The organism is Anabaena sp. FACHB-1237, assembly GCF_014696225.1.
In the GTDB taxonomy this organism is placed as follows: domain Bacteria; phylum Cyanobacteriota; class Cyanobacteriia; order Cyanobacteriales; family Nostocaceae; genus FACHB-1237.
The window spans coordinates 26,642-38,746 of record NZ_JACJPV010000004.1 but is presented as its reverse complement, the minus strand read 5'-3'; the positions used below and the strand labels follow the sequence as shown (position 1 = coordinate 38,746).

Annotated in this window: 11 protein-coding genes; 6 read left to right on the top strand and 5 right to left on the bottom strand. The window is 33.1% G+C overall.

The window, feature by feature from the left end; translation table 11 throughout:
- Positions 1-217: 217 nt before the first annotated feature.
- A complete protein-coding gene (locus H6F32_RS02915; protein WP_190367844.1) occupies positions 218-2,698 on the bottom strand; it encodes a vWA domain-containing protein in 2,481 nt (826 codons plus the stop codon).
- Between the two features lie 380 nt (positions 2,699-3,078).
- On the opposite strand from H6F32_RS02915, the gene H6F32_RS02910 reads away from it, so the two are divergent.
- Positions 3,079-4,587: a UbiD family decarboxylase gene (locus H6F32_RS02910; RefSeq protein ID WP_190367843.1), complete on the top strand. Its 1,509-nt coding sequence runs from the start codon at positions 3,079-3,081 to the stop codon at positions 4,585-4,587.
- A 59-nt stretch (positions 4,588-4,646) separates the two neighbouring features.
- On the opposite strand, the gene H6F32_RS02905 is transcribed toward H6F32_RS02910, so the two are convergent.
- A complete protein-coding gene (locus tag H6F32_RS02905; protein ID WP_395939575.1) occupies positions 4,647-5,249 on the bottom strand; it encodes a Crp/Fnr family transcriptional regulator in 603 nt (200 codons plus the stop codon).
- 358 nt (positions 5,250-5,607) lie between these two features.
- Here H6F32_RS02905 and H6F32_RS02900 point away from each other — a divergent pair, with 358 nt between their 5' ends.
- The 3 genes from H6F32_RS02900 (at position 5,608) to cysK (ending at position 7,512) form a co-directional block, all read left to right on the top strand.
- Positions 5,608-5,853, top strand: coding sequence for a hypothetical protein (locus tag H6F32_RS02900; RefSeq protein ID WP_190367842.1), 246 nt, complete (start codon positions 5,608-5,610; stop codon positions 5,851-5,853).
- Positions 5,854-6,037: 184 nt separating this feature from the next.
- Positions 6,038-6,520: an Rrf2 family transcriptional regulator gene (locus H6F32_RS02895; protein ID WP_190367841.1), complete on the top strand. Its 483-nt coding sequence runs from the start codon at positions 6,038-6,040 to the stop codon at positions 6,518-6,520.
- Between the two features lie 29 nt (positions 6,521-6,549).
- Positions 6,550-7,512, top strand: coding sequence for a cysteine synthase A (gene cysK, locus H6F32_RS02890; RefSeq protein ID WP_190367840.1), 963 nt, complete (start codon positions 6,550-6,552; stop codon positions 7,510-7,512).
- A gap of 15 nt (positions 7,513-7,527) precedes the next feature.
- On the opposite strand, the gene H6F32_RS02885 is transcribed toward cysK, so the two are convergent.
- On the bottom strand, positions 7,528-8,199 hold the full coding sequence (locus H6F32_RS02885) for a cadmium resistance transporter (protein ID WP_190367839.1): 672 nt from the start codon (positions 8,197-8,199) through the stop codon (positions 7,528-7,530).
- A 316-nt stretch (positions 8,200-8,515) separates the two neighbouring features.
- Here H6F32_RS02885 and H6F32_RS02880 point away from each other — a divergent pair, with 316 nt between their 5' ends.
- The gene (locus H6F32_RS02880) at positions 8,516-9,172 is read left to right on the top strand and encodes a cadmium resistance transporter (protein ID WP_190367838.1); all 657 of its coding nucleotides are present in this window, start codon (positions 8,516-8,518) and stop codon (positions 9,170-9,172) included.
- A gap of 15 nt (positions 9,173-9,187) precedes the next feature.
- Here the strand turns inward: H6F32_RS02880 and H6F32_RS02875 are convergent, their stop codons facing one another.
- Positions 9,188-9,985 (bottom strand): sulfite exporter TauE/SafE family protein, encoded by a 798-nt coding sequence (locus H6F32_RS02875; RefSeq protein WP_190367837.1) that lies wholly within the window; start codon positions 9,983-9,985, stop codon positions 9,188-9,190.
- A gap of 348 nt (positions 9,986-10,333) precedes the next feature.
- On the opposite strand from H6F32_RS02875, the gene H6F32_RS02870 reads away from it, so the two are divergent.
- Positions 10,334-11,002 (top strand): phosphatase PAP2 family protein, encoded by a 669-nt coding sequence (locus tag H6F32_RS02870; protein WP_190367836.1) that lies wholly within the window; start codon positions 10,334-10,336, stop codon positions 11,000-11,002.
- 54 nt (positions 11,003-11,056) lie between these two features.
- Here H6F32_RS02870 and H6F32_RS02865 read toward each other — a convergent pair whose 3' ends face one another.
- The gene (locus tag H6F32_RS02865; protein WP_190367835.1) at positions 11,057-11,710 is read right to left on the bottom strand and encodes a hypothetical protein; all 654 of its coding nucleotides are present in this window, start codon (positions 11,708-11,710) and stop codon (positions 11,057-11,059) included.
- Positions 11,711-12,105: the final 395 nt, after the last annotated feature.

The following is a 12,105-nucleotide window of genomic DNA, read 5'->3' as shown; positions in this document are numbered from 1 at the left end:
AGCTCGCCAACCACGTCAGACAGTATACAGCATATTTGAGGTAAATGAGGTACACTATCAACAGGCAAGATGCCTGTGTTACAAGGGTTTGATAATTGACATTTGTACCTCATAATAACGGAAACTGCTGTAAATCATGTAAATAACCAAATTGTTGATATCTGACGCACTCACTCAACAGATTTTTTAGTGTGACACTTGCGTAAGTCTTAATTTATTAACTAGCAGAAACTAACATTTTACTGAAATATTCAGTTTGAGCATAAACACTAATTACAGTATCTCCAAATACAAAAAATGTTCCCTCCTGCTCACTTTTAGAAAACTGCAAATCAGTATATTTACTACCTAATTCATCCGCAGTCATTGCTTGGGCATTCATTTCATCAGGTAACAACCCAGTCGCACCAATATAAAACACTAAAGGTGAAATTTTTTCCCGATAAACTGTTTCTGTGTACTCCTGTAACTGATTTTTTGCCGTTGTCATAGCGTTAATAATTTCCTGTTTATTGATAAATGTACCCGCGTGTTTTGCTTGCAATAATACAGCTAAACTACCAGCACCAACGAGGTTTAAAATTTCTGCTACTTTACCATTATTTTCTAGTTCTAGAAAATCATTGAAAACCACTTTCATCAAATCATCAGCTTTAGTAATTTTCGTCCTTGCAGATACAGACTTAGCGCGAAAAGCGATATTTTGATTTAACCCCAATTCAAAAGTAGGCTTAGTGAAAATTTCTCCCGTAACTGCATCATACACTTCATATCTTTTATCAAGAAATTGATTAGCAGATGATAACTTACTCAAATTGAGAATTTCCTTACTGCCAATATCAATTTTATAGCTAATTCTGGAATCCACTGTACCATCAGATAGAGCTATTTTTAAATCTGTATATTCATTAGTGGTGGGAAAATTAAGATATAGATTTGTGGAAAGATAATGTTTCTTTAATTCGTCTATTTGTGCAGGAATAAAAACATCAGACTCTGAGCGTAAATGGGCAGCAAGAATACTAGATAAAACCTTAATTTCTGCCAATTGAGTAAATAAACCATCAATACTTTGATAATTCTCTGCAAAGTTCAGTAATGGTAAACCTTGTAATTGTAAAGTATATTCCTTTTGAAAATCAAATTCCTCTCCATCAATAACACCAACTGTATTTAATTCATCAAAGGCTTTTTTGCTACTAATTTTCACCTTTAAAGCCTTAACATTAATTTCTCCGTCGCTGACAATGGTATAATTGTTAAAAGTCCTTAAATCATTTAATAACACACCAGCAACTTCTGTAATTGGAGTTTTATCTGCGGATTTTACCAGCTTAATATTACGCTGAATTAACATATTAATTGTGGCGGTATTGCGGTTAATGTCAAAACTACCCATCTGGACATAATCACCTGGTTCAATATATTCTATTTCTAACCAAGGTTTGATTAATTCCCCATTTTCTCCCCGCGTACCATTAACACGCTTAACGCCTTTTCTTTGGTAAGTTTCTTGTAGATATTTGAGGTTAATAATAATATGTTGACTATGTTTTGATAAAGTCTCTATCAAGTCTAAAATGGCAATTTTATCATTAACTTTTACATGATCTAATATTTCATATTCGGCTAAAACATGAGGGTAAAAAATAGCAATATCTAAATCTTGGGAAAAACTGGCAATATCTTGATTAGTTAAGGCTTTAGAATGTCGTTCTGTTAATGTGGCATTGAAGGTACTAGCAAGGGCATATTTTGCAGTATTCAAGTTACCATCTGCCAAATTAGCCTTAGCAAAAAGATACACAGATTGATCATTTTGGGCAATAGAAATATCTGTTAATTGGCTATAAGCATCCTGGGTAATTTGCTTATATTTATAGATATATGCCTGATCTTCTGGTTTCAAACCAAAAACTTTCAAAGTTTGATTTGTACCATTAATTTTCTTAGCTGTGGGAGAGAAAAATATTTGATAACTGTAGTCAGTAGCTAAAGTTTCTTCTATAACTATTCCGGTAGCTTCTTTTAATATATTGCCTGTATTATAAAGGGCATCATATACTTCCTTAATATTGCCAGCTTGTAAACAACTACCAGAAACAGAATTAGCGATTTTAGCTAAAAATTTAAAATCAGAATAGGGAGAATAGGCTATGGTATTTACAAAAACATCCATATTTTGTAAATCATTACATATTGCTTCTATTGTCTTAGATTCAGCATTAAAACTGCTATCATTAGCGTAACCATCACTATGTAAAGTAATGGCAGTTAATTCACCTGGTTTGATCAAATCTTGAGCTAGTTTTAAAGATTGAGAAATGCAAGTTAAACAACCTGTTTTAATAGCTTTGATTTCTGCTATATAAGGTGAATCATTAGCCATAACATCTTGAATAGATACTCGCTGGAAATGACAAGTTACATCACCTTTAGAAGAATAGGAAATCAAAGTCACAACTAATTGTGAATTACTGTATTCATCCAGAGTCAAAAGTTTAATTAAAGTTTCTTTTAAAGCCTCAATATCATAATACATTGAACCAGAACGATCAATAATAATGATACTATGAGCGATCGCTTTTTTAGGAATAGCTTCAGGCTTAATTTCCACAGTTATTTTTTCTGCTAAATAGTATGATTTTTCTTTTCCTGCTAGGTTATAAATAGCAAACTTTGTTTTGTGACTTGCCATAATTGCACCAATGGTAGTTTTACAAAGAATATTGTCTAGGATAAATCAAATAAATCAATTTATCCTCAATTGAGTTGATGTTGTAATGTGTTGTAATATGTTGTAAAATTCATGCATTTTCTGCGACTTTGCATATTAATCATATTTATATAGTACAAGAATACTATATAAATGTCAAGTTAATCTGAAAAAATTTTATATTTCTTAATTTTTAGCTTACAAACACAGTGAGAAATGAAAAACTTGATTAGTTTATGATTTTTACTATTGTGTCTTATTGTGTCTTTGCTTCTAGCAATTTTGCGCGAAAAAAAATCATCCACATATAAATATCAAGTTAAGATAAAGAAGACTTTACATTTCTTAATTTTTCACTAAATATGGCTAGAGATTTACGGGGATTCATTAAAATTCTAGAAGAAAGAGGACAATTAAAGCGAATTTCGGCTTTAGTTAACCCAGATATGGAAATTGCGGAGATTTCTAACCGAATGCTACAAAAAGGTGGTCCAGGCTTAATCTTTGAAAATGTCAAAGGTGCATCTTTTCCCGTTGCAGTGAATTTAATGGGAACGGTGGAAAGAATATGCTGGGCTATGAATATGGAAAAACCAGAGGAGTTAGAAACTTTAGGTAAGAAGTTAAGTATGCTTCAACAACCTAAACCTCCGAAAAAAATCGCTCAAGCTATAGACTTTGGTAAGGTATTATTTGATGTTGTCAAGGCCAAACCAGGAAGAGATTTTTTCCCCGCTTGTCAACAAGTGGTTATTGAAGGGGATGATGTAGATTTAAATAAGTTACCTTTAATACGTCCTTACTCCGGAGATGCAGGGAAGATTATTACTTTAGGATTGGTAATTACTAAGGATTGTGAGACGGGTACGCCTAATGTGGGGGTGTATCGTTTACAACTGCAATCTAAAAATACTATGACTGTACACTGGTTATCAGTGCGGGGAGGTGCGAGACATTTACGCAAAGCGGCACAATGTGGTAAGAAATTAGAGATAGCGATCGCTTTAGGAGTTGATCCTTTAATCATTATGGCGGCTGCTACGCCCATTCCCGTAGATTTATCGGAATGGTTATTTGCGGGGCTTTATGGCGGTTCTGGAGTGCAATTAGCCAAATGTAAAACAGTAGATTTAGAAGTACCCGCAGACTCAGAATTTGTATTAGAAGGAACAATTACTCCTGGGGAAGTTTTACCAGATGGACCGTTTGGTGATCACATGGGATATTACGGAGGTGTGGAAGATTCTCCTTTAGTGCGTTTTCAGTGTATGACGCATCGCAAAGATCCCATTTATCTTACTACATTTAGTGGCCGGCCACCGAAAGAAGAAGCGATGATGGCGATCGCCCTCAACCGTATTTACACCCCTATTTTACGGCAACAGGTATCAGAAATAGTAGATTTCTTCCTACCAATGGAAGCATTGAGTTATAAAGCTGCCATTATTGCCATAGATAAAGCATATCCTGGTCAGGCCAGAAGAGCAGCCTTAGCTTTTTGGAGTGCATTACCGCAATTTACTTACACTAAGTTTGTGATAGTTGTGGATAAGGATATCAATATTAGAGATCCGCGTCAAGTAGTATGGGCAATTAGTTCTAAAGTTGATCCCGTTAGGGATGTTTTCATATTACCAAATACTCCTTTTGATACCCTAGATTTTGCTAGTGAAAAACTTGGTTTAGGTGGGAGAATGGGTATAGATGCCACTACAAAAATACCTCCTGAAACAGAACATGAATGGGGAGAACCGTTAGAGTCTGATCCTGAAATTTCAGGGATGGTAGATAGACGTTGGGCTGAATATGGTTTAGCGGATTTAGTATTAGGAGAAGTTGATCCGAATCTATTTGGTTATGATATGAAGTAGTAACTCATTTCGTAGTTGAGCTTTGGCTCTAAGTTCAGTGCTAAAGCACAACTACAAATTCATATTTCATAATACCAAGTCTCTTCTTCTTTGACCATAATTCTATTTAAGGATAGCCGATTAATTAATCCTTCTTGTTCTAATTGTCCCATAACTCTAGTAATAGTTACACGGGTAGAACCCACTATGGCTGCTAAATCTTCATGAGTTAAACGCATATCTATTAAACTACCAGATAAATTATGATCATTTACTTCTGAACCAAATTTTTTTGATAACCATACTAGTAATTTAAACAGTATAATTTCCACTTTTTTATGAGTACGAATTATCATTAGTTCCTGTGCTTGTTGCAGATGTTTAAATAAAGTTTCTGTAAGTTGATTTTCATCATTTTCTATACCTATAAGTAATTCCACATCCGTTAAACATTCCATGTCATACGGTTCTACTTTGGAGAATATTGTGCCAATTTTATCTCCAGGTCCCCATAACCCTAATGCTACTACTGTACCATCTTCTAAATAAGTATAACTCAGTATAAACCCACTTTTAATTTGCCAGATATTACTTTGATTTTTTGGTAAGCGCGATCGCCTTTTAAAACTATGTGCGGTTTTATCAATAGATGATTCACCTTGACCTGTGTACAATGACATCATAAAATACTACTTTTAATTGATAGAATAACAGTAGTATAGATCATTTCTGTCCATCTCTACCACTTATGCAAAATATCAAGTATCTATAATCAGTTATCTATTATACAAAATATGGCATTGTTGGTACTGCTAGAAAAATTTTTTGATAAGGTATTGTTTTCTGGATTGATCTGTGTAATACTTTCCATATCGCTCTAATAGTACGATTTGTCTATAGAGTTAATGTACTTTTATTGCCAGTCAATTTTTACAGCTAGGAAATATGCCAAAAACCTAATTTTGCCAGATTAGGAAAAAGGCATATTTTACTTACTATCTTTGGAGTAATTGATTGAAAATATTTCATTGGAAGGTATTTATGAAAGAACATACACAATTATTGTCTGAACTCTCAGATTTTTTGTATCCCCGTAGTCCTTATCATGGCGAATTTGATCCAGAATATGTGTTATTTAATGCCCATCTTCAGGATTTTTCGCAACGAGTAAATTATATTTGTGGACTACAAACAGGAGGTAAACTTTCTTGTGAAGAAGCCTACAAGCAAATTCGGTTTTTATGGAAACAGTTAAAAAATACAAAGAATAACTTACATATTCTGTAAATAACCGTGAATAAGAATAAAGTAGCAATCCTAAATCATGATCAAAAAAACCAAGATCACTGACTTCTTCTTTATCAAAATTATTATCTAGTCAATCAATAATAAACTGATGTGAGCAGTTAGGTATTTAAAGATTGCTAATAGTAAATTTCTGACAATTAATAATTTTCAAAAATGTGAATCAATGTCCAGCACTATTGTGAATACAGACTTAAATAGCCACAGCTATACACTTCTGGATCTTTCTGCCAAGGTAGAATACGCCCTATTAGCGTTATTAGAATTAGCTAGTCATCATGATCAAAAAGTGCCTTTGACAATGAATGAAATTACAGCAAAACAACCCATACCGGAACGGTATTTAGAACAAATTCTTACGCAGTTAAGACGTGCTGGTATTGTTCAAAGTCAAAGGGGATCAAAAGGAGGTTTTCTCCTAGTACCTGAACCTTGGCAAATTACTCTATTAGAAATTATTACCTTAGTAGAAGGTGAAAAAAAAGAAAAAGAAAATGCAGAAACTCCCACAATTGAAAAAACTTTAGTTGTGGAAATATGGGAAAAAGCTAATGTTGCTGCTACAGAAGTTTTGCAGGGCTATACACTGCAAGATTTATGTCAGGAAATACAGTCTCGCACTCAAAAAAGTCCCATGTATTATATTTAATTGAAAATTAATTAACAAGAGGTGTATCAATGAAAATAGCGAAAAATATTAGTGAATTAGTTGGTAGAACTCCATTAGTAGAATTAAATAAGATTCCCTTAATATCAGGATCATTAGCAAGGATAGTTGTTAAATTAGAAAGTATGAATCCTGCGGCTTCTGTGAAAGATAGAATTGGTGCGAGTATGATAGCAGCGGCAGAAAATCAAGGTTTAATTTTTCCGGGAAAAACAATTTTAGTAGAACCAACCTCGGGAAATACAGGAATTGCTTTAGCTATGATTGCAGCGGCAAAAGGCTATGATTTAATCTTAACAATGCCTGATAGTATGAGTTATGAAAGACGATTAATGTTAAGGGCTTATGGAGCGAAGTTAGAATTAACACCTGGTGTGGCAGGAATGCGGGGAGCCATCGCTAAAGCTACAGAAATAGTAGAGAAAACCCCTAATGCCTATATGTTACAACAGTTCAATAATCCTGCTAATCCACAAATTCACGCACGCACTACGGCAGAGGAAATTTGGCAAGATACTGATGGACAAGTGGATATTCTCATTGCTGGAGTGGGAACTGGAGGTACAATTACGGGAGTATCAGAAGTAATTAAGCAGCGTAAACCGAGTTTTCAAGCGATCGCGGTTGAACCAGTTAATAGTCCAGTATTATCAGGAGGGAAACAAGGACCCCACAAAATACAAGGTATCGGACCTGGTTTTATTCCCACAATTTATCGTCCAGAATTGGTAGATGAAGTGATTCAAGTAAGTGATGAACAGGCAATTTCCTATAGTCGTAGATTAGCAAAAGAAGAAGGTTTACTATCAGGAATTTCTACTGGTGCAGCCTTATATGCGGCTTTACAAATTGGCAAACGTTCAGAAAATGCTGATAAATTAATAGTCATGATTCAACCTAGTTATGGTGAACGTTATCTTAGCACTCCCCTATTTAAAGATCCTGAAGAAAGTGAATGGTTAAATCAGATTTAATTTGAACTAATCTAATTAACTTTTCTTCATCAAAACCCACAAACAAAGACAACTACCAATAATTTTCATCGGACTCAAAGCATTACTCTTCCAAACAATAAAAGCCCCTAAACCTATCAGTACAAAAGGAATCAGATAATTACCATAATTGGTGAAAAAATCAGCTATTTTTTGCTGATGGGTTAATTTATATCCTAGATAACACCAACTAGCTAAAAGTAAAAAAAAGATAGTAATAATTATTAAAAAGTTCTCTAAGTTTGTGCTAGAAAATAAAGGAATATAAATACTAATATTATCACTACCATTAGCAATAGTAATTACAGCAACAGTGTAAATTTGTGGATTTAAAAAATTAGTATTATTAGTAGTAATTGATGTGGTAGATATGGGAACTTCTAAAGATGAATCTATATTCTCATTGACTAAACTACTAATACCAATAGCTAGGGGAATTAATCCTAATAACCCAATTAATTGCGGTGGAAAAATCAAACCACTAAATAAACCAGGTAAACTGAGAAAAACTAAAATAGTAAAACCTAAATACTGACCACAAACTACTTCCCAAATCTTTAAATTATCATTTATTTGTGAAAAAAATAACAATAAAATTATTAGATCATCTATATTTGTACCCATAAAGGCAACTATTCCGGTAGTAATAGTAGTCAATAAATCATTCATAAACAGGAATTACACAAAAGGGAAGGACAGTAGGGGTAATTCATGAATTACCCCTACATGAAAATCAGGTTTTCAGGTACATCTTGCGTCAACTATAATAAAAACAAGATGTTCAATATTTGACGCTTCATAATATTATCATAATAGTATATTCTAGGGGTTTAGTATTACAGCACATTCCATCTACATGAGGTACACTATGAACACAGCAAGATGCTTGTGTTACAAGGGTTTTATCATTAACATCTGTACTTGATAATAACGGAAACTGCTGTATTTACCCCTACTTTTCCAGCAAATTAATCAACAAATTACCATGCATCATTTTCTCACAACCTTGACACAAGCAATTATCGCTTTTACAGCAACCAATATAGATGATATTATCATTCTTCTGTTGTTTTTTGCCCAAATAGATGATAATTTTCGCAGGAGACATATTTTCATTGGTCAATATTTGGGATTTATTGCTATTATTATCCTCAGTTTACCAGGTTTTTTTGGTGGGTTAATAATACCAAAAGAATTAATCGGTTTATTGGGATTATTACCCATATTTATTGGTATTAAACAGTTAATAAATCGAGAACAAGAAAATACAGAAGTTCAGAATACTAATATTGATATTTTAGGATCATCCCATCCTAATAAAATATTCTCTTTCTTATTGAGTATTTTACATCCCAAAACCTATACAGTTGCGGCAGTTACTATTGCTAATGGAGGTGATAATATTAGTATTTATATACCTCTATTTGCAGGTCAAGATTTTCCTGGTTTAGCAATAATTTCCACAGTATTTTTTACTATGGTTGCTGTGTGGTGTGCTATTGCTTATTTATTAAGTCGTCAAGCTACTATTGGTTATATGTTAACTCATTATGGAAAAAATTTTGTTCCTTTTGTGTTAATTGGTTTGGGTTTATTAATTATGTATGAACGTGGTAGTTTTACCCTCATTTTAAAAAATTAGTCTTGCAATTGTCAATTATGCTTGTCCTACTAATTTCCAACTTACCATCACTAAAATACTGTAGATAATAAATTTTAGTGGTTTTTGTGGTGCAACTTCACAGAGTTTTGCACCAATAATTACACCTGGAACTGAACCACACCAAATAGGAATTACTAAACCCCAATTCACAGTTCCTAATGTTAAATGTCCCAAGGAGGTAAATATTAATAAAATTGCTGCTTGAGTGATATCTGTACCCACTAGTTTACGTGCATCTAATCGGAAAAATGAGATTAAAACTAAAGCAAACATAGAACCGGATGATACGCTTGTCATCCCTACCGCAAAACCTAAAATTGCACCAATTACTAAGGTGAAAAAACGTCCTTTATTAGTATTAACGTTCAAGTTTGGTAGTTCTGGCAAATTGATTTTTGGCAAGAATGTTAACAACAACATTTGAAATAATGCTGTAATTGTTACTACTAAAATCATGATTCCTAATAATTTTAATAATAGAGTATCCAGGTTATTTCCTCCGCTTTTTCTGAGTTGATGTAAAACCGCTACACCTAATAATGAACCAGATACACTACCCATTGCTAACCATTTAACTATGGCAAAATCTACAGTTTTTTGTTGCCAATGTTTGATACCTCCTACTACTTTCATTAATGTGGCTGCTACTACATCAGAACTAATAGCAACGGAAGGTGGTACTTGAAAAACAAAAATTAACATGGGTGTGATGAGTGATGCTCCACCTATACCTGTTAAACCTACAATTGTACCAATGAAAAAGCTGAAAACGGGTAGTAATAAGAAGTCCATAGTTCTGCAAGAAGTTGTTAATGTTACTACTGAAAAGTTTTGTGACGGAAAGAAAATGTAGTAAGATGTGTCAAACAGGAGCAACTGCTGAGACTAGAAGGGATTTTTCTGTTTAACACACCCTACAACAGTAAACAGCTACTTCACTTAATTTAGCACATAATTCTTAATTCCGACCGACTTACCGGATTATAATATCATCTTAATATAAAATTTCTTAAAAGTCTAGTGTTCATAGCAAAAAATATCTCAATAAATAGGAAAAATAGCTGTATAGAAACTACGGTTATGAGTGTTTATTTGATATGGTTAATTATGTAGTATAATTAGTTTTCAATTTGGGTGTTTATGGCAGAAGAAAACATTTTTAAGGATCAAGATAGTTTCAGGATCACCAAAAATATCCTCATGTCCCATAAAACTTTATTAATATTCCTGGGAATTTATTTACCTGTACAAATTGTGGGAATATTAGCTGTTTTAGTGTGGGGAGGTGATCAAGGTTTATTATGGGATGTACCAGTTTTATTGGCGGTTCATAGTCTAGCTAATTCAAGGTTAGATAGTATTGCAGTGTTTTTAACACAGTGGGGAAAATTTGAAAATATTTTTCCAATTTGTGTTTTGATATCTGTTATTTTCTTGATCCAAAAACAATGGAAAAAATTTAGCTATGTGATTTTTACAGCTTTAGGAAGTGCCTTTATTAGTCATACTGGAAAGGTTTTAATTCATCGCATTCGTCCTCATTTATGGATATCAAAAGCACCAGAATTGAGTTATGCTTTTCCTAGTGGTCATTCTATGACAAGTATGACATTAGTGGCAATTTTATTAATTTTAAGTTGGTATCTTCCCCAAAAATGGTTAGTCTTGACTTTAGGCAGTTTATATATTTTACTTATTGCCTGGACAAGACTTTATTTAGGTGTTCATTATCCCAGTGATATTATAGCAGGTTGGATGTTAGCGATCGCTTGGGCAATTACTATGAATTTGATCATTAAACCTATTTAACTATCAGATCCTCCAGATACCCGACTTCTTAAAAAAGTCGGGTATCTATCAATATTAACCTTTTTTCACAGGTGCATTACTAACTTTTGAGTCTACAATTGCCTGGGAAATATTAGGAATAAACCAGTTAACTTCACCAGGTTTAGTAACATAAATTCCCGAAGGATTAAATTCAATGATACCTGTATCCGGATTAGATTTTAATACTAATTTAGTACCATTAAAAACCTTAATTACTGTATTCCCTGTTAATTGTTGATTTTCTCCATTTGCTCCTAAAACCACAGCTTGTACATCCGTTGGCAAATATACACCTTTGCAATTCCATTTATTTTTTGTTCCTTGGCCATCACCTAAAAAGTATAATATTGCCCCGGTAGAATATTCATCTTCATCTAAATTAGGTTCTGGTCCATAAATAGCTAAAGTTTTTCCAGTATTATTAATGCATTGTCCCCAATCAATTCCTGATTCAAAAGCGATTTTACGCAGTTGTAATTCACTAATTCTTTTGTTAATTTGTTCTGGTGTATAACCCTCCACAGGTGTTGGTGAATTTTTCACATTTTCTAATTCCGTCAATTCTTTATTTAATGATATGTAATCAGGATTTTGATCATAGCTTGGTGGATCAGCTAATGCAGATTGAGAAAATAATAAACTGATACACAATATTGTTACCATTAATATGTATTTGAGGTTTTTCATGGCAGTGGTTCCGTATTTTAATAAGATTTATGTAGTTACAACACCCAGATCCTCTACTTCTTATATTAATCTATAATTTATTGAAAATAAACAAAGCGATCGAGGATCCTATGGTTTAAATTTGCAGTCCTAAGCTACCATCTTTCATGGAAATTAGCAACAATATATTTCAGATTAATTCAATACTCAGTATTAGCCAAAATGAAATACGTACTGAATTAATATTACTAGACTATGGCGATATTTCCGCTATTTTCTCACCAATATTCCTCACAATTAGGTAGTGTATTTTTATTAACTATTGTTTAATTATAAGATAAAAATTAGTCAAAAAATACTTTTATTATTCCGGTTATAGTCAATAATTAGCACTAATTCCGATGCACTTATGGGTA

Coding starts and splice junctions, on each gene's coding strand:
- H6F32_RS02915 (WP_190367844.1), bottom strand. CDS start 2,698: ATGGCAAGTCACAAAACAAAGTTTGCTATTTATAACCTAGCAGGAAAA.
- H6F32_RS02910 (WP_190367843.1), top strand. CDS start 3,079: ATGGCTAGAGATTTACGGGGATTCATTAAAATTCTAGAAGAAAGAGGA.
- H6F32_RS02905 (WP_395939575.1), bottom strand. CDS start 5,249: ATGATGTCATTGTACACAGGTCAAGGTGAATCATCTATTGATAAAACC.
- H6F32_RS02900 (WP_190367842.1), top strand. CDS start 5,608: ATGAAAGAACATACACAATTATTGTCTGAACTCTCAGATTTTTTGTAT.
- H6F32_RS02895 (WP_190367841.1), top strand. CDS start 6,038: ATGTCCAGCACTATTGTGAATACAGACTTAAATAGCCACAGCTATACA.
- cysK (WP_190367840.1), top strand. CDS start 6,550: ATGAAAATAGCGAAAAATATTAGTGAATTAGTTGGTAGAACTCCATTA.
- H6F32_RS02885 (WP_190367839.1), bottom strand. CDS start 8,199: ATGAATGATTTATTGACTACTATTACTACCGGAATAGTTGCCTTTATG.
- H6F32_RS02880 (WP_190367838.1), top strand. CDS start 8,516: ATGCATCATTTTCTCACAACCTTGACACAAGCAATTATCGCTTTTACA.
- H6F32_RS02875 (WP_190367837.1), bottom strand. CDS start 9,985: ATGGACTTCTTATTACTACCCGTTTTCAGCTTTTTCATTGGTACAATT.
- H6F32_RS02870 (WP_190367836.1), top strand. CDS start 10,334: ATGGCAGAAGAAAACATTTTTAAGGATCAAGATAGTTTCAGGATCACC.
- H6F32_RS02865 (WP_190367835.1), bottom strand. CDS start 11,710: ATGAAAAACCTCAAATACATATTAATGGTAACAATATTGTGTATCAGT.